Below are 19307 nucleotides of genomic sequence, written 5' to 3'. Positions count from 1 at the left end.
CTTTAAAATGAAGATTAACGATTTTTTAAAGCGGCTTTTTCAAGCTGCGATTAAAAATCGTTAATCAAAAATGTTGTATTAGAATTTAACTTCAACTGGTTTATCAGCACCTGCAACCGATTCAAAATATGGTTTTTCTTTGTATTCGCTCAAGAACCACTTGTTCGGAATAGTTAACACGTAGCTATTGTAAACTTGTACAGATTCATTGAAACGAGTTCTAGCTGTTAAGATTTGATTTTCAGTGCTGGCCAATTCATCTTGTAATTTTAAGAAATTTTGATTGGCTTTCAACTCCGGATATCTTTCAACAGAAACCAGTAATCGAGATAAAGAAGACGAAACGCCACTTTGAGCTTGGTTAAATTGAGACAATTGCTCTGGCGTAACATTAGCGGGATCAATAGTTACCGAAGTAGCTTTTGCACGCGCTTCAATAACAGCAGTTAGAGTTGATTTTTCAAAATCAGCTGCACCTTTTACTGTGTTCACCAAGTTTCCGATAAGGTCGTTACGTCTTTGGTAAGCCGTTTGTACATTTCCCCATTCTTTATTAACAGCTTGGCTGTGTTTTAAAGCTGTGTTTTTAATTCCAATTGACCAAAAAGCAATAATAGCAATAAGTGCTACAATAATTCCTACGGGGATTAACCATTTTTTCATGTTTGTCTAATTTTAAGTTTTAATGTTTCTTGTTATAGTTCGCTTTTAATGGCGGTTAATTGTGATTTAATACTTTCTAATTTACGTATAATTTCAAATGTATCTAATGTTTTTTTCTGTCCTTGCTTTAGATGGGTTTTGGCACCTTCCAAAGTAAAACCTCTTTCTTTTACTAAATGATATATCAATTGCAAATTTTTGACATCTTCGGGAGTAAACATTCTATTGCCTTTGGCATTTTTTTTTGGTTTCAAAATATCAAATTCGCTATCCCAAAACCGAATCAAAGACGCATTGACGGCAAAAGCTTTGGCTACTTCGCCAATGCTAAAATATCTTTTGTCCTTTGAAAGCTCAATATGCATAATTTATCTCGTACTAAATTAAAAAGCAACGGTAATTTCAATAGCAACTACATACTAAAAATCAGTTTTAATTGCCCTAGCAACAGTAAATTTACTATTAAAAAGAACAAATCAAAACTAAGAAAATGTTAATCTAACGATTGGTTTTCTAAATTGGCCAATTTCGCAATGGCAACGTATTCTGCCGCCGATATGTTTCCGTAATAAAAATTCAACGGATTCACGACTTTTCCATCTTTATGAACTTCATAATGACAGTGTGGCCCTTGCGATCGGCCAGTGCTTCCAACATAACCAATTACGTCTCCACGTTGTACTTTTTGCCCCACGCGACAGTTGTATTTGCTCATGTGTGCATACAATGTTTCATATCCAAAGCCATGTTTTATCACTACATGATTGCCGTATCCCGAGGCATTATTGTCCGCTCGTGCGATTACACCATCTCCTGTGGCGTAGATTGGCGTTCCGGTGTTAGCGGTAAAATCCATTCCCGCGTGCATCTTTCTCACTTTCGTGAAAGGGTCACTTCTATAACCAAAACCAGATGCCATTCGTTTTAAATTTTCATTTTGTACCGGCTGAATCGCAGGAATAGCAGCTAATAAATCTTCTTTAGCGTTCGCTAGTTTTAAAATTTCATCTAATGATTTGGATTGAATCGCCAATTCTTTAGACAAACCGTCCATTCTTTTAGTGGTATTTTTAACCAGTTGTGAGTTGTTGTAGCCTTCTAGTTTTGTGTAGCGGTCTTTTCCTAAAAGCCCTGATTTTCGAATAGAATCAGAGATTTCAGATTTATTAAAGTACACGCGATATAAATTGTTGTCTCGCTCGCCCAAGGCATCTGCAACGGCATCAATTTCATCCATTTTTTTATTTAAAATGGCGTAGTTTAATTTCAAGTTTTCAATTTCACGCGTAAGCAGTCGATCTTTTGGGGTTTCAAAAAAAGGCATATTTAATAAAAGAATAAATGCCAAAAATCCAAACAAAGACGAAGCCACGAAAAAAAGAACGAAAACGCCAAATTTAGTTCGTTTTTTTGTTTTTATTTTTCGATACGCCAGATTTTCAGAATCGTAATAATATTTTACTTTCGCCATATTTTAAAATACCCTATTTTTGCACTTCGTAAAAAAGGTTGGTCGAACAAATTTAAGAAATGTTTCAGTTGTTCGTCATTTTTTCAAAGATAATTATATTATTAAACCTTTTTGATATATAGAAATAAGATTGAAAATATAAAGATTTATCGCCTAGTTCAAGCTCTTAAATCTTTCAATTTTAGATCTTTCAATCATTCAATTTAAATAAAATGAAATCACAAGAAGTACGTAAACAATTTCTAGACTTTTTTCAAAGCAAAGGGCATCTTATCGTTCCTTCGGCGCCGATTGTACTTAAAGACGATCCGACTTTAATGTTTAACAACTCGGGAATGGCGCAGTTTAAAGAATATTTTTTAGGAAACGCCAAGCCAAAAAGTCAAAGAATAGCTGATTCACAAAAATGTTTACGCGTTTCTGGAAAGCACAACGATTTAGAAGAAGTAGGTATTGATACCTACCATCATACGATGTTTGAAATGTTAGGAAACTGGTCTTTTGGTGATTATTTTAAGAAAGAAGCCATTCATTGGGCTTGGGAATTATTGACTGAAGTGTACAAAATTGACAAAGACATATTATATGTAACTGTTTTTGAAGGTAGCGAAGAAGAAAATGTTCCTTTTGATCAAGAAGCGTACGATATTTGGAAGACGTTAATTGCAGAAGACCGTATTTTATTGGGAAATAAAAAAGATAACTTTTGGGAAATGGGCGATCAAGGACCATGCGGACCTTGTTCTGAAATTCACGTTGACATTCGTTCGGCGGAGGAGAAAGCAAAGACTGATGGTAGGACTTTAGTAAATGCAGATCATCCACACGTGGTTGAAATTTGGAACAACGTATTTATGGAATTTAACCGTAAAGCCGATGGTTCTCTTGAAAAATTACCAGCACAACATGTAGATACCGGAATGGGTTTTGAGCGTTTGTGTATGGTTTTACAAAACGTACAATCTAATTATGATACCGATGTTTTTTCGCCAATAATTAAAGAAATCGAAGAAATAACGGGTTCGAAATATACGATTAAAGCTTCGGATGATGAAGAAGAAAAAATCAACATTGCAATTCGTGTAATTGCAGATCACGTTCGTGCTGTAGCATTTGCTATTGCTGATGGACAATTGCCCTCCAATACTGGAGCGGGTTATGTAATTCGTCGTATTTTACGTCGTGCTATTCGTTACGGTTTTACTTTTTTAAATACCAAAGAGCCTTTTATTTATAAATTGGTTGAAGTTTTAAGTGCTCAAATGGGCGACTCTTTTCCAGAAATTCGTTCTCAAAAAACATTGGTTACCAATGTAATTCGCGAAGAAGAAAATTCCTTTTTACGGGCACTTGATCAAGGATTAGTTTTGCTAGAAACCATTATTGTCAACACAACGGAAAAAGTTATTTCGGGTAAAAAAGCATTTGAATTATACGATACCTATGGTTTTCCAATTGACTTAACGGCCTTAATTCTTTCTGAAAATGGATTGGAATTGGATGAAGCGGAGTTTGAGTCGGAATTGCAGAAACAAAAGGACCGTTCGAGAGCGGCTTCGAAAGTAAAAGCAGGCGATTGGCAAATTTTGGTCGATGATGAAGAAGAAGAATTTATTGGTTACGATCACACGCATGCCAAAGTAAAAATTACACGATATCGTAAAGTAGAAAGTGTAAAAGACGGTGAGGTCTATCAAATAGTATTTAACATGACGCCTTTTTATCCAGAAGGTGGAGGACAAGTAGGAGATAGAGGTTATTTTGAAGCAGGAAATGGCGATGTAATTTATATCATCGACACTAAGAAGGAGAATAATGTGATCAGTCATTTGGCGAAAGAATTACCTAGTAATCTTAGCGGATTTTTTACCGCTTATGTTGATCAAGACAATAGAAAAAGCTCGGCTTCAAATCACTCGGCGACACACTTAATGCATCAAGCGTTGCGCCATATTTTGGGTACGCACGTAGAGCAAAAAGGATCGTTGGTTAATTCGAAAAACTTGCGTTTTGACTTTTCACACTTTTCAAAAGTGACTGATGAAGAGTTACAACAAGTAGAAGATTTTGTAAATGCTCGTATTCAAGAACAATTACCGCTCATTGAAAGACGCAACGTACCTTTCGCGCAAGCGGTTGAAGAAGGTGCAATGGCTTTGTTTGGAGAGAAATACGGTGATAATGTTCGTGCAATTAAGTTTGGTGACAGTATGGAATTGTGTGGGGGAATTCACGTAAATAATACTGCCGATATTTGGTATTTTAAAATTGTGAGTGAAGGTGCTGTTGCAGCTGGAATTCGTCGTATTGAAGCGATTACTTCTGGAGCAGTAAAAGAATATTTTCACCGCCAATCCGATAAGTTAAAAGAGATTAATGAGGTGCTTAAAAATGCGCAAGATCCAATAAAAGCAGTAGTTTCTTTGCAAGAAGATAATGCTAAATTGAAAAAACAATTGGAGGTTTTATTGAAAGATAAAGCTAAAAATATGAAAGGGGACTTGGCGAAAGAATTGCAAGAAATAAACGGAATTCAATTTTTAGCTAAACAAGTAGATTTAAATGCAGAAGGAGCGAAAGATTTAGCTTACGAATTAGGGACTTTAGGAACTAATTTATTTCTTGTTTTGGCAACTGTCGAAGAAGGAAAACCAATGCTAACGTGCTACATATCTAAAGAATTGGTTGCTGATAGAAAGCTGAACGCGGGGCAAGTAGTTCGCGAATTAGGAAAGCACATTCAAGGTGGTGGAGGCGGACAACCGTTTTTTGCCACTGCTGGCGGTAGAAATGCAGAAGGAATTCCTTTGGCTTTAGAAAATTCTTTGGAGTTTGTGAAGTAAGTTTTTTTGAAAGAGGTACAAAGAAAAGAAGGGATTAGTAATCAAAGGTTTGAAGATTTTATCTTGATAATTAAAAGTCTAAATAATTGAGTGTTCAATTATTTAGACTTTTTAATTTTGTAGAATAAGCGTAAATTTAAATGAATTTTTTTTCAATCCGGACTATGATTCTGACAAGTGAAATTTTTAAAAAGTTCCGTCCATTACAGATATGCTGCCTTCATCGGAATGCAAAATTTGTCTAAGTAGGCTAATTTGAAGTAATCAAAAATCGTTAATCACTTATTTTAATACTTATGCAATTCACCACCCAAATACCAATTTTCAAAACTAAATCACCAATTGATTACAATTCCAAAATAATCTTATTGGGTTCGTGTTTTGTCGAAAATATGGGCGAGAAACTAAGCTATTTTAAATTTCAAAATACTATTAATCCATTCGGAATTATATTTAATGCGGTTTCTATTGAAAAATTGATGTATCGAGCAGTGAATTTCATTGAATTCACTGAAAAAGATATTTTCTTTTATAACGACTTGTGGCATTGTTATGAGGTCCATTCGGAATTGAGTAACCCAGATAAAGAAAAATTTTTAGAAATCTTAAACGAGCGTATTCAATCGACTAATAAGCAAATTTCTGAAGCCAGTCATCTTATCATTACATACGGAACTTCTTGGGTTTATAAAGAAAAAAAAACAAATCAAATTGTTGCCAATTGTCATAAAGTGCCACAAAAGGAGTTCGAGAAAGTACTGCTTTCTGCAGAAGAAAATCAACACGCAATTCAAAATACATTGCTTTTAATTCAGCAACTCAACAGCGATTGTAAAATTATAATTACCATTTCGCCTGTACGTCATATCAAAGATGGTTTTATAGAAAATCAGGTGAGTAAGGCAAATTTGATTACCACTGTTTATGGCATCTCAAAAAGGGAACTTTTCAAACAAAAATCTTTAGAGTACTTTCCTTCTTATGAAATTGTGATGGATGAACTTCGTGATTATCGGTTTTATGCTGAAGATATGCTTCATCCAAACGTTACGGCGATTCGATACATTTGGAAGCTTTTTAAAGAAAATTACATTTCAGAAAATACTTTTTCGGTAATGGAAGAAATTGATACGATTCAGAAAAGTCTGCTGCACAAACCATTCAATCCAAATTCAGAAAGTCATTTAAAATTCGTAACCAAATTGCATGAAAAAATTAGTACTTTAGTAACACGCTATCCGCACATTCAATTTAAAAATGATTAGAAAAATACTTTTATTTTCGGCAATTGTTGTAGTTATTCTTTTAGCTTTTCGCTTTTGCGAATTTAAAAAAGACGATACATCAACTATAGATTACAATAATTTGATTCAAGAACAGATTGTTAATGTGGGTAAATTGGTTGTCACCGAAGGTCATTTTTCAGAAGTAATAACCTATAAAGATCAGCAAAAATATTTAATGAAAATGTTTTCGTTTGAGAAGAAAGCATTGATTGTGGTAAATGCAGATGTTACGGTTTCGTATGATTTGCATCAAATGAAATACGATATCGATGAAAAAAATAAAACGATAACAATTGTGTCTATTCCCAAAGAAGAGATCAAAATAAGTCCTGATATTAAGTTTTATGATGTGGAACAAAGTCAGTTGAATCCGTTTACAGGTGAAGATTATAATAAAATCAATGCATCTGTAAAAGCTAATTTAGCTAAGAAAATTGCAAAGTCCAGTTTAAAATCTAATGCTAAAAACAGATTAATTAGTGAATTGTCTAAAATTTTGATTCTAACTAAAACAATGGGCTGGACCTTGCAATACGAAGGACAAGTAATCGAACAAGAATCTGATTTAAAGCAAGATTTAAAGTTGTAATAAATCGAACGCAGAATAATCTTCTAGCGTTTTTTAAATTTTATGGCGTTAACATAAACGTAGATGCTTTTCGCTTACTATTTGTTTTTTTAAGTCAGAAATAGTAAAACAAATTATTACAATTATATAACACTTATAATTTCAATTTTTAGAAATTTGATGTTGTTAACTACGTCTTGTAAAGAAGGACAATTCAAATAGAAACCTATAAAGAATGAGTGTACAAATTCCTGCAATAGTTCAAAAAATAATTCGCATAGTACTTTGGTGTGTCGGAATTATTGTGGCTATTTTGTTGTTGTTAATTGTTTTAATCCAGGTGCCATCGGTGCAGAATTTCGCCAAGGACAAAGCCGTTACTTTTTTGGAAGGTAAAATTAAAACAAAGGTAGCAGTTGATCATATTTCTATTCGTTTTCCAAAAAAAATAATTTTAGAAGGTTTTTATTTTGAAGACCAAAAAAAGGACACGCTGTTGAGTGGGAAACGCTTGGAAGTTGATATTGATTTATTTAAAATTTTAAATCATCAAATTGAAATCAATTCGTTTTTACTTGAAAATACTACGGCTAATATTTCAAGAAACAGGGATTCCGTTTTTAATTTCGATTACATAATTAAGGCTTTTGAATCTCCAAATTCGGAACCAAAAGATACAACCAGTACGCCGTATACAATTAGCGTAGTTCAACTAGATTTAAAAAATATTAAGTTTGGGTTTAAAGATGTACTAGCTAAAAATGATGTTCATTTGAAGCTGAATGAGTTTCATACCAAATTTAATAAATTCGACTTAGATGGTATGGATTTTAATATTCCGGACATCAATTTAAATGGTTTTCAGTTGACGATGAACCAAGATATGGTCGAGAAAATCGCCGAAACTTCGGTACAAACGTTGGATACAATATCGAAGACGCCTCATTTTAAATTGAAGCTAGATAAGATTCAGCTTTCTAAAATTAAAATTCTCTACGACAACAAGGACTCCAGATTGAACTCAGGTTTAGATTTGGGTGATTTAAAACTATTGGTCAATTCGATAGATATTAATAAGCAATCTATTGATTTAAAGTCGTTTGAAATCAAAAATTTAAAAGGAAATTTACTTTTAGGAAAAAGTGACAGAGAAATCAAAACTCCAAAATTAGACAGTACAAGTATTAAGCAACAAGGATGGAAAGTTAAATTGAAATCGGTAGATTTTCAAAATATTGCTTTTCGTTACGATGATATGCAAACCAGAAAAGCAGTAAAAGGTATTGATTACTCTCATTTGGATTTGAAAAACTTTAATACGAGAATTGAGGAACTGTATTATGCAAACGATACAATTTCGGGAAAAGTAAATTCGTTAACCGTTCAAGAAAGAAGTGGACTGGATATTCAGGCTTTAAAAACAGAATTTTTTTACGGCCCTAAAAAAGCATCGCTTCAAAAGTTATATTTAAAAACGCCCAAAACAATTTTGAAAGATAATGTGCAACTCCATTATGCTTCTGTTAAGTCACTTTCTACACACATTGGAGAGACCGTGATTGATGCTAATTTAAGTAATACCAAAATTGCCTTTCAAGATATATTAATTTTGGCTCCTAATTTGCAAAACACGAATCCTTTTAAGAGTAATCCAAATGCGATATTAAGTTTAAATACGCGTGTAAAAGGCAAAATTAAAGACCTTTCTATTCCTCTTTTAGAAGTTGATGGATTAGGAACTACTAAAATTAAAGCATCAGGTAAAATTTCAGGTTTGCCCGATACCGATAAAATGTATTTGGATATTGTCATTCAAAATTTATCGAGCACTGCCAAAGATATTAACTCATTTATTCCAAAAGGAACGATTCCGAATTCGATTCAGTTGCCGTCAAAATTTGATTTAAATGGTAAATTTAAAGGAACAATTGCAAATTTTAAAACTGACCTAAATTTAAGAAGCAGTTATGGTGCTGCAAAAATTGATGCGCTTTTTGATCAACGAATTAAAAATCAAGAAAAGTACGATGCAGATGTTGCGTTTACCAATTTTGATTTAGGTCGATTAATTAAAAATGATTCGGTTGGAAAAATCACGTTGAATGCTAAAGTAAAAGGGAAAGGTTTGGATCCTAAAACTTCAAATGCAAAAGTGGATGCTATTGTAAAACAAGCCAATTTTAATAAATACAATTACACTAACATTAGTTTGAATGGAAGCATTGCCAACGGAAATTTTGATGTAAAAAGTAATAGTTCTGATCCAAATATTAAGTTCGATTTGGTTGCTAATGGTCGTTTTAAAGATAAATATCCAGCGGTCAAATTGAATTTAAATTTAGACATAGCCGATTTAGACAAATTGAATTTGCATGCTGGTCCGTTAAAATTGCGTGGAAACATTGTTGCAGATGTGACCAATAGCAATCCAGATAAATTGAATGGAAAGATTGTGGCCTCGAACGTTCAGATTTTAAAAGACGCCGAACCCATGGTTTTGGATTCTATCAAAATAATTGCTTTTTCTGATTCGGAAAAAAACAACATCAAAATAAGTTCTCAGTTTTTAAAGGCTGAAATGAATGGAAAATATAAATTGAGCACACTGGCAGATGCGTTACAAGAAACAATTTCTAAGTACATCAATTTGCACGTCACCGATAAAAAATCAGCGAAGATAAAAGACGATCAACAATTTACTTTAGATCTTAAAATTGACAATGATCCAATTCTATTTCAGTTGATTCCAGAATTAACAAGTTTAGAGCCGATTGATTTGCATGCCAAATACGATAATAGAGCCGATACGTTAGTCATAAAAGGTACTATTCCGAGATTGGTTTATGCAGGAAATACAATTTCTGGAGGAGTAATTAATGTAGAAGCAAAAGATGATGCAATTGATTATGAAGTTAATTTAGGAACGGTACAAAATGCGCAATTTGAGTTGCCATTTACGAGCTTAAGAGGAACAATTGCCGACAATAAATTGACTTACGCCTTGCAGATTTTAGATAAATCTAAAAAAGAACGGTATTACCTTGCTGGTGATTTAGCAGCCAATGAAGGTCAAAATACATTTACAATTGACATTGATAAATTACTATTGAACTATGAAAATTGGAAAATAAATCCAGATAATAGCATTGCTTTTGGAAATAAAGGAATTTATATTGACAACTTCGAATTAAGCAATGGCAGTGATTTACTTAAAATTCAATCAGAAGGAAAGTCGAAAGATGCGCCTTTGAATATAGAATTTGCCAATTTTAAAATAGGTACTATTTTAAGTATGGTCCAAAAAGACGCAGTTTTGGCTGAAGGATTAATTAATGGTTCGGCTCGAATTGAAAACATGACCACAAAAGCAGTTTTTACATCGGACTTGAAAGTAGAACAATTTGCTTTTATGGGCGAGCCAGTTGGTGATCTTAGTGTAAAAGTCAATAATAAGACCGCAGATACACTCGAAGCCAATGTAGGTTTAACAGGAGAAGGTAATGATGTAAAGATTTCTGGAAATTACGGCATTAGTAAAGGAAGCTTAGATTTGAATTTAGATATGAATACGCTGAATATTAAAAGTATTCAAGGCTTTACTATGGGTAATATAAGCGAAGGAACGGGTAAATTGACCGGAAATTTTAAAGTAAATGGAACTGTAGATGCACCAAAAGTAAACGGAATGCTGCAGTTTGTAGATGCTGGATTTAGAGTTACCCAATTGAACTCATTCTTTACCATTAAAAATGAAAAAATTACTTTTAATAACGAAACCATACGTTTAGATACGTTTGCCGTTGTAGATGAGAATAAGAATGATTTAGTTTTAAACGGAGATATTAAAACCGCTGATTTTATTAATTATAATTTTGGATTGACTGTTAAGGCTGATAATTTTAGAGCAGTAAACTCAAAAGCAAAAGATAGTGATTTGTTTTATGGGGATTTGTTTTTAGATGCAAAGTTAAATGTGAATGGAACATTACAAAGTCCAGAAGTGGATGGAAATGTAACCATTAATAAAGACACAAAGTTTACCGTGGTTATGCCACAATCTGATCCTTCGATTGCAGATAGGGAGGGAATTGTAGAGTTTGTAGACGAAGACAATGTATACTTACGTCAAACCAAAGAATTCCAAACAAAACTGAATCAGTCCGAATTGTTAGGAATGAATGTAAATGTGGCGATTGCTATTAGTAAAGAAGCAGAGCTTACTTTGTTAATTGATAAAGCCAATGGTGATTATTTAAATTTAAAAGGAGAAGCGCAGTTAACAGGTGGAGTTGATCCGTCAGGAAAAACTACTTTGACTGGTAAATACACTTTTGACGAAGGAGCTTACGAAATGAATTTTAATATGTTGCACCGAAAATTTGACATTCAAAAAGGTAGTTATATTATTTGGAATGGTGAACCAACGGAAGCAACGTTAAATATTACAGCGATTTATAAAGTGGAAACTGCACCAATTGATTTGGTAGGAAGTCAGTTGCCGACCAACAGCCCAACAATCAGAAATACATATAAACAAAAAATTCCGTTTCAAACTATTCTAAAAATGAATGGTGAGTTAATGAAACCAGAAATTTCTTTTGACATCAAATTACCTGATGGAAATTACGGCGTTTCTTCAGATGTGGTTACACTTTCGCAAGGAAAATTAGAAGAATTGCGTCAAGATCCAGCAGAGATGAACAAGCAAGTGTTCGCTTTGTTATTGTTGAATCGTTTTGTGGGAGAAAATCCGTTTGAAAGTGAAAGTGGAGGCGTTAGTGCCGAAACCATCGCGAGACAGAGTGTGAGTAAGATACTATCGGAACAACTAAATAATTTGGCGGGTGATTTAATTAAAGGTGTTCAATTGGAGTTTGATTTAGAGTCAAGTGATGATTATACTTCTGGAGCGCGTCAAGAACGTACCGATTTAAATGTTGGTCTTTCTAAGAAGTTATTAAACGATCGCTTAAAAGTAACGGTAGGAAGTAGTTTTGGTTTAGAAGGCGCACAACGAAACAATGAGGAAAGTACCAATATTGCTGGAGATGTGGCGTTAGATTATCAGCTGACTTCGGATGGAAGATACATGATGCGAGCCTATCGTAAAAATGAATATCAGGTTGCTGTAGAAGGACAAGTAGTTGAAACTGGAGTAGCTTTTATCATTACGATGAGTTACAATAAGTTTAGAGAGCTGTTTCACCGCACCGAAGAGGAAAGACGAGTGATTCGTGAAGAAAAAGCACGAAAAGAAGAAAGAAAGGTCGAAGAACAAGCTGAGAAAGATAATACTCAGAAAAAAGAATAGTATGAGAGGGAGTTATTTAGTATATGGATTAGGAATTTTGCTGTTTTTTGCAGTAGGGTGTGGCAATACAAAGTATTTGGCAGAAGGAGAATTATTGTATACAGGAGGTTCTGTAAAAGTAGAAGATTCTATTTTGAGAAAAAAAGAGCGCAAAGCACTTGCGTCAGAATTAAAGGGTTTGCTGCGGCCAAAGCCCAACAAGCAAATCTTAGGTTTGCGTCCTAAATTATGGATCTATAATTTGGCTGGAGAACCCAAAAAAGAAAAAGGAATTCGCTATTGGCTTAGAAATAAAGTAGGCGAAGCACCCGTATTATTTAGTCAAGTCGACTTGGACTATAATGCATCTCTGCTACGAAATTATACTGAAAATAGAGGATATTTTAAAGTACGCGTTAGTGCCGATTCAACCACTCGTGGTAAAAAAGCATCTGCCGAATATGTGGTTAAGCCGTATCAACAATATATGATCAAGGAGGTTAATTTTATTTCTGATTCTACCAAATTATCTAAACAAATACGACGAATGGTCGAACGACGCAGTAAGCTAAAAGTTGGTAAACCGTACGATTTGGATGTAATAAAAGCAGAAAGAGAGCGCATTGACATGCGAATGAAAGAACGTGGTTATTATTATTTTAATCCCGATTACCTATTAGCTCAAGTAGACAGTACAAAAGGAGATCATGAGGTAATCATCAACTTAAAAATTAAGGATGAAACACCTTCAAAAGCCAAGCAAGCGTATACTATTAATGATATTGTAGTTTATCCAAATTTTACTTTAGGGAAAGACAGTGTGCAATATAAAAAAGCAGATATATTGCAATATGGCGATATTACTATCATTGACTCGACAGATACTTTTACTCCGAATGTTTTTGATAGAACGTTGTATTTCAAAAAAGGCGATTTATACAATCGTACCGATCATAATTTAACATTAAATAGGTTCGTCAATTTAGGAACTTTCAACTTTGTTAAAAATGAATTTAAAGAGTCAGACGAGTTTCCTAATCGTTTGGACGCTTATTATTATTTGACGTTATTACCCAAAAAATTTATTCGCGCTGAGGTTAAAGGTAAAACCAACTCGGCAAGCTATACCGGAACGGAGATTAACCTAAACTGGAACAATCGAAATCTATTTGGAGGAGCAGAATTACTGACTATATCGGTTTTTGGTGGTGCTGATTTTCAATTGGCAGGAACAAACAAAGGTTACGACATATTTAAATTTGGAGGCGAGGCAAGTTTAATTTGGCCACGATTTATAGCACCGTTTAAGATAGAAAGTGCTAGTGGCTATGTACCTAAAACAAAAGTGGCATTAGGATATGAATTTCAGCAACGTACCAAATTATATGGTTTAAATTCTTTTAAAGCATCGTACGGTTATTTGTGGAAAGAAAACATTAGGAAAGAACACGAATTAAAAGTGTTTGATGTTAATTATGTGAGTCCCAACAATGTGAGTGATTTATACTTAGAAAAGGTAGCTTTAGATCCATCGTTAGAAAAAATAATAGAAAAGCAATTAATTTTTGGACCTACTTATTCGTATACGTATACGAATACGATGCAAAAATATAAAAAACACACGATTTACTTTAAAGGTGAATTGGACTTGGCCGGAAATATAACGGGATTAGTAACTGGGGCAAATGCAAAAAAGGAAGATCCGGTTAAAATTCTAGGAGTTCCATTTAGCCAATATGCTAAAGTTACTACCGACTTTAGACATTATTTTAAATTAGGCCGCAACAGTGAATTAGCATCAAGGATTATCGGCGGTCTTGGATACAGCTACGGAAATTCGATAGCATTGCCAACCATCAAACAATTTGTGGTAGGAGGAACTAATAGTATTCGTGCTTTTAGAGCACGCTCTATAGGGCCAGGTTCTTATATAAATGAAAATGCAGATGGAACTTTTTTGCCGGATCAATCGGGAGACATCAAGTTGGAAATGAACATTGAATACCGTGCTAAATTGTTTAGTATTGTGCGTGGCGCTTTGTTCGTTGATGCCGGAAATGTTTGGCTATTAAACAAGGATCCAGAGAAACTTGGCGGAGAATTCACTAAAAATTTTTTAAAAGAAACAGCAGTAGGAATTGGAGCGGGTTTGCGATTTGATTTGTCATTCTTGGTACTTCGCACTGATTTGGCTTTTCCTATACGTGTTCCCTATCTGCCCGAAGGCCAGCGATGGGTGGTCGACGATATTCGCTTTGGAGACGGTAGTTGGAGAAAAGATAATTTGGTTTTTAATATCGCCATTGGGTATCCGTTCTAAAAATTATAAATTGATTAACAAGGTATATTTCATGAGGTCTAGGCATAGTTGTAATTTTACAAAAAGCGCGAATTATGAAAACTACTATACCTATTTCTTTATTAGAATTAGCTCTTATTACTCAAGATAGTGACGCAACCGATACTTTTTTTAAAACTAAAGAATTAGCACAGTTAGCTGATGGCTTAGGATACAAAAGATTTTGGTTGGCAGAACACCACAATATGGCACATGTTGCCAGTACAGCAACTGTTGTATTGATTGGCTACATTGCCGGACAAACTCAAAACATTCGAGTTTGTTCGGGCGGAATTATGCTTCCCAATCATTCCCCTTTAATTATTGCCGAACAGTTCGGAACTTTAGAACTATTGTATCCTGACAGAATTGATCTAGGGTTAGGGCGAGCGCCTGGAACAGACGGTTTAACAGCACAAGCCATTCGTGCCGATTTTTATGAGCAGTCACAGCAATTTCCACGAAATGTCGAAAAGATTCAAATGTATTTTTCTAAAAAGAATGCGGAGTCAAAAGTGCGTGCGTTTCCTGCAGAAGGAACAGATGTGCCAGTTTGGATATTAGGTTCTAGTATGGACAGCGCCGCTTTAGCAGCATCAAAAGGATTACCGTATGCTTTTGCAGGACATTTTGCACCTAAGCAAATGTATCAAGCATTTGAGCTTTACAGAGATAATTTTATTCCGTCAGAACATTTAAAACAACCGAAAATTATAGCATGTGTCAACGCTGTTGCAGCTGATACAACTGAGGAAGCTAAAGTACTTGCTACAACTTTGTATCAGATGTTTTTAGGTTTAGTGCGCAATGATCGCAAACCAATGCAACCGCCGCTTGCATCTCTAGATGGATTAATGAGTGAACAAGAATTTTTTCACGTCAACCAAATGACTGCGTGCTCTTTTATTGGAGACGCGGAAAAATTGAAGAAAGATTTAAAAGAATTTATCGCCTATACTAAAATTGATGAGGTCATGATTACGAGTCCGATTTACGATCATCAAGATAAAATGAAAAGTTTAAAAATTGTCAAACAAGTTATGGACGAATTGAATGCTTAATTTGATGGTGTATTTTAAATTTTAAATGCAAAAAGGGTTTGACTGCTGTGAGTCAAACCCTCTTTTTTAATAACTAGTTGTAAGATGAGTTATTATTCGTTGTGATCTTCATGGTGTTCCTTATCTGTATGATTTTTATTTTTGCGATCGTTCATTTTTTGCATTCTCTTTTCTTGATTAGCAGAGTATTTAGTGTACTGTTCTGAAGTTAAAATCGCTTTCATTTTATTGTTATTTGAAAGTTTTCTTTCTTTCATTTGTTGTTTCATAGCATCACGCTCTTCAGTGGATGGTTTCGTTTGTCGATCTTTATTAGTCATTTTCCACTGCTGCATTTCTGCAGATCTTGAGGCTAACAAATCGCCAACTTGTTTTTGCTGCTTGCTGTCTAAATTTAATTCTGACGTTAGTTTTTGCAAGTTTTTTTCATTTCGTTGCTCTACTGTCAGTTTTTGTTTGTCTTGTTGATTTTGTGCAAAACCTATCATTCCGATAGAAAGTAATGCAGCTAATACTAATTTTTTCATGATACGTTTTATTAAAAGTTATAGGTATAAGACCGTATTTTTACAATTAGGTTTAATGCTTACTTTTAATTTATCATTTAATTAACACCTTTAGCACTAAAGTCTTAGAAAGGTGTCGCCCGATTTAATACCCAAAGCGAGCTCTTCTAAATTAGTATTTTCTAACATTTCTTTCAATTCATTTCGAATCGATTTAAATTTATCATGAACTGGACAAGGAAATTCTTCCGAACAAGTGCTTAATCCCAATCCGCAGCCGGTAAATACTTTAGTGCCGTCGAGAGCAGTTACAATATGAGCTAATGTAATTTTAGCCATTGTTTGCTTCGGAATCTCAAATCCTCCTCCCACACCTTTTATCGATTTCACTATATTATTTTTAGATAAAATCTGCATAATTTTTGCTGTAAAAGCTTCAGGAGAATCAATTTTTTCTGCAATGTCTCTCATGCCAACGCGCTCGTTTTGATACGATCGAGAAGCAATAAAAATGGTAGCACGAATGCCATATTCACAAGTTTTAGAAAACATAGTTTTTGTATTTAAATTCCGCCATAGCGAACATAAGATCCCAAAATTAGCATAATAACACCAATTGTAGTTACAGATATGATATGAAATGCCATTTCGGGTAATTTATTTGGGTGTTCTTTCAACTTCGGAATCACTCTAAATTGTGCACTTAAAGCAAAAAGTACCGTTATTGCCAACAAGGTTAGTTTCCAAGAAACAACTTTTTCGATCGGATTAGCGAATTCAAACCAATTTTCGTAATTCACACCAAACTGCTGTGCCATTAAAACGCCTGTAATTACCAACAATACTAAAGAGGGCAAGCCAATGGGTTCGTATTTTTTCTCAAATTTTAAAATAATGTTTGGGTCTTTATTTTTTAAGGCAGTCGGAAGGTAAGCAAAGGCTAAAAGAAGATGTCCTCCGATCCAAATTGCGGCGCATAAAAGATGAATAACAAGTAATAAATGGTGATTCATAAAGATTGTTTTGTTTTAATAATACTGCTTATTATACATAGAATGCTTAAAGGTAATCCGATACTAGCAGCAAAAAGTATAGGAGTAGCCTGTGATAGTAATGGACTGCCGAAATAAATAAAAACACCTTTGCTAAACAAAATGACTTCGGTAATTAAGTAACTTGCAAAGAACAATATTATCCCTGTTTTAGCGAATAATGAATGCGTTGGTAGTAGTTTTATTTTTATTAAAATTATAAAAACCATTCCCGTAATTATTCCTAACATATTAAGGTGAATAAAACCAATTACAAAGTTCCTAATTTGATGTGAAACTACAGTTATTTCGGGGATAAAGGTCAGGAGTTGAATAACGATTTTTACAGCTAGTGAACCAAAAGTAAAAATATAAATTGATTTTTCTAATACAGGTAGTTTTTGAAATAAAACGGCAAATTCAGATCCGACACCTTTGATGAGGTAATAAAAAGCAACTGCTTGCAAAAGAACCCCGAAGAGATTGATCCAGTAAAACACAGAATCTTCCAAATACCAACTAACCGGTAATGCCAACGTAAACACTGTTGCAATAAGTAATAAAATATAAAATTTGCCAAAAATAGCTGGTGGAATTTTAAGTGATAGTTGCGATAAAAACAAGACTAAAACCGCTATTAAGAACCAACCATTGAACTGAAAATGCAAGAAAAACTGAATTGCAATTTGAAAAAAAGCACTTGCTTTGCCTAACATTCCTACGGCAGGACCAAGAACCCAAACACCAAAGGTGGAGATAATCATAAATATTAAAGCAGTTCGTACTAGTTTTTTTTCTTGATCAGATTGAAAAACCGCCTTTTTCCAGATTAGATATGAAAAATAATAGCTGCAAAAAATGTGTAAAGTCGAGAAAACAATAGATAAAAGCGCATAACCTTCAACAGGAAATCGAACCATCATGCCAATCACAGCAAGTTCGGTAATCCAAAATAAACGGTTCAAAACTGCGTTATTTTGCTGTTCTTTCGGAATATAAAAATGAACCAGTAAACAATACAATATAAGGTAGAGCCAACCCAGCATTGCTACATGAGAATGACCGTGTAGTAAAAACTGAAAATTGACTGTGTCAATAGGTGTTAGATAGAGAAAACGTAATAATAAGCCCATTAGCGCAGCAATAAAAAAATTACTAAAACAGGCAATTAACCAAGATTTTTTCATGTTACCAATTCGATTATTAGCTTTTGGAAAAACTAATGTAGTAAAAAAAAACATTCCTGATCGCACTTTTTAGTACTCTTTCAGGAATGCTTTTCGGTAGTTTTAACTAAATTATTAATTTTAGTATTAGAGCGCAGTTCGTAATTTTTCTTCTAATTTACTTGCTTTAGGGAATAAGATATTGTTTTCTAAGTGAATGTGTTTGTGCAAATCTGATTCAAACTCTTGTAACATAGCGTAGGTAACTTTATAGGTGTTACAGCCATCTGCGGGAGGCGTGTAGTTGTTTGTTAATTCAGCAATTTTCACAAAGCGTTCTCCTTCAACTACGTGATCGTGCATCATCATTTCGATAGGATTATTAACCGTTCCAAAATGTGGATTTTCAAATTTCCCGTCAGTTGCTTCTGCTTTTACTAATTTTTTTATAAAGGGAAATAAGATCAGCTCTTCTTTTTTCATGTGTTGCGCCATTTCTTGAGCACAACCTATAAAAAGATCATTTACTTTAAAGAGTTCAGGATGGGAGGCGCCATGTACTTTGCATAATTTATCTAAAAACGGCAACAAGATTTGAGATTTATCTTCGACATAACGGTGGTGTGTTTTTTCAACATAATCGGCCGGTAAATCCAAAGGCCAAGAATTAAAATCGATTCCTTCATCCGTTTTCATCGCTAAAACATCCATTACTTTAGCTTCAACTTCATTGCTGTTAAATTGTTTTTTTTCGCAAGCTTCTTCGATTGTACGATTTCCTTTGCAGCAAAAATCAATTCCATATTGTGTAAAAACGGCTGCAGTTCTAAAATCTTTAGCTACATATTCACCTATTGTTGTTTTTTCTAAAATTTCCATGGTTCTATATTTTTTATATTAGATAATCGAAGGACAAATATACGAACAAATTTCAAATAAAAGATAAAATTGTCTTTTATTTGAATTGTAATTTTATTAACAATTGTTTACTGTTTGATTTTGTTTTGCTTTAAATTTTTATATCTTAGTTTTTAATCGATCAAAACATATGAATCCTTCGATAAAATATACAATCAAAACTAGT

Annotated in this window: 14 protein-coding genes; 6 read left to right on the top strand and 8 right to left on the bottom strand. The window is 33.9% G+C overall.

The window, feature by feature from the left end; all coding sequences use genetic code 11:
- Window positions 1-78: 78 nt before the first annotated feature.
- The 3 genes from ACRASX_RS01715 to ACRASX_RS01705 all read right to left on the bottom strand — a co-directional run bounded on the left by ACRASX_RS01715 (window position 79) and on the right by ACRASX_RS01705 (window position 2134).
- The gene (locus ACRASX_RS01715; protein ID WP_066310300.1) at window positions 79-663 is read right to left on the bottom strand and encodes a LemA family protein; all 585 of its coding nucleotides are present in this window, start codon (window positions 661-663) and stop codon (window positions 79-81) included.
- 32 nt (window positions 664-695) lie between these two features.
- A complete protein-coding gene (locus ACRASX_RS01710; protein ID WP_066310295.1) occupies window positions 696-1028 on the bottom strand; it encodes a MerR family transcriptional regulator in 333 nt (110 codons plus the stop codon).
- Between the two features lie 128 nt (window positions 1029-1156).
- Window positions 1157-2134, bottom strand: coding sequence for a M23 family metallopeptidase (locus ACRASX_RS01705; protein ID WP_066310292.1), 978 nt, complete (start codon window positions 2132-2134; stop codon window positions 1157-1159).
- 212 nt (window positions 2135-2346) lie between these two features.
- Between ACRASX_RS01705 and alaS the strand changes: the two genes are divergently transcribed.
- From alaS to ACRASX_RS01675, 6 genes are all read left to right on the top strand, one after another.
- Window positions 2347-4977 (top strand): alanine--tRNA ligase, encoded by a 2631-nt coding sequence (gene alaS, locus ACRASX_RS01700; protein ID WP_432222212.1) that lies wholly within the window; start codon window positions 2347-2349, stop codon window positions 4975-4977.
- Between the two features lie 296 nt (window positions 4978-5273).
- Window positions 5274-6242, top strand: a complete 969-nt coding sequence (locus tag ACRASX_RS01695; protein WP_432222211.1) for a GSCFA domain-containing protein — start codon at window positions 5274-5276, stop codon at window positions 6240-6242.
- The gene (locus ACRASX_RS01690; protein ID WP_432222210.1) at window positions 6235-6852 is read left to right on the top strand and encodes a DUF4230 domain-containing protein; all 618 of its coding nucleotides are present in this window, start codon (window positions 6235-6237) and stop codon (window positions 6850-6852) included. Before ACRASX_RS01695 ends, ACRASX_RS01690 begins: the two co-directional genes overlap by 8 nt.
- A gap of 214 nt (window positions 6853-7066) precedes the next feature.
- Window positions 7067-12142 carry a translocation/assembly module TamB domain-containing protein gene (locus ACRASX_RS01685; protein ID WP_432222209.1) on the top strand — a complete coding sequence of 1692 codons (5076 nt, stop codon included), beginning with the start codon at window positions 7067-7069 and terminating at the stop codon, window positions 12140-12142.
- A gap of 1 nt (window position 12143) precedes the next feature.
- On the top strand, window positions 12144-14441 hold the full coding sequence (locus tag ACRASX_RS01680; protein ID WP_432222208.1) for a BamA/TamA family outer membrane protein: 2298 nt from the start codon (window positions 12144-12146) through the stop codon (window positions 14439-14441).
- 74 nt (window positions 14442-14515) lie between these two features.
- The gene (locus tag ACRASX_RS01675; RefSeq protein WP_432222207.1) at window positions 14516-15520 is read left to right on the top strand and encodes an LLM class flavin-dependent oxidoreductase; all 1005 of its coding nucleotides are present in this window, start codon (window positions 14516-14518) and stop codon (window positions 15518-15520) included.
- A gap of 92 nt (window positions 15521-15612) precedes the next feature.
- On the opposite strand, the gene ACRASX_RS01670 is transcribed toward ACRASX_RS01675, so the two are convergent.
- The 5 genes from ACRASX_RS01670 to ric all read right to left on the bottom strand — a co-directional run bounded on the left by ACRASX_RS01670 (window position 15613) and on the right by ric (window position 19102).
- The gene (locus ACRASX_RS01670) at window positions 15613-16047 is read right to left on the bottom strand and encodes a hypothetical protein (RefSeq protein WP_066310279.1); all 435 of its coding nucleotides are present in this window, start codon (window positions 16045-16047) and stop codon (window positions 15613-15615) included.
- A 96-nt stretch (window positions 16048-16143) separates the two neighbouring features.
- Window positions 16144-16578, bottom strand: coding sequence for an RrF2 family transcriptional regulator (locus ACRASX_RS01665; RefSeq protein WP_066310277.1), 435 nt, complete (start codon window positions 16576-16578; stop codon window positions 16144-16146).
- Window positions 16579-16589: 11 nt separating this feature from the next.
- Complete coding sequence (locus ACRASX_RS01660) at window positions 16590-17039, bottom strand: CopD family protein (RefSeq protein WP_066310275.1); 450 nt, start codon at window positions 17037-17039, stop codon at window positions 16590-16592.
- Entirely contained in the window at window positions 17036-18298 is a 1263-nt protein-coding gene (locus tag ACRASX_RS01655) for a hypothetical protein (protein ID WP_432222206.1), read from the bottom strand. The genes ACRASX_RS01660 and ACRASX_RS01655 overlap by 4 nt, the downstream gene beginning before the upstream one ends.
- A 72-nt stretch (window positions 18299-18370) precedes the next feature.
- Complete coding sequence (gene ric, locus ACRASX_RS01650) at window positions 18371-19102, bottom strand: iron-sulfur cluster repair di-iron protein (RefSeq protein WP_432222205.1); 732 nt, start codon at window positions 19100-19102, stop codon at window positions 18371-18373.
- Window positions 19103-19307 lie beyond the last annotated feature (205 nt).

The sequence above is a fragment of the Flavobacterium sp. TMP13 genome (assembly GCF_050847115.1).
In the GTDB taxonomy this organism is placed as follows: domain Bacteria; phylum Bacteroidota; class Bacteroidia; order Flavobacteriales; family Flavobacteriaceae; genus Flavobacterium.
Note: the sequence above shows the minus strand (reverse complement) of the source record. Positions and strands in the feature narration are given on the sequence as shown.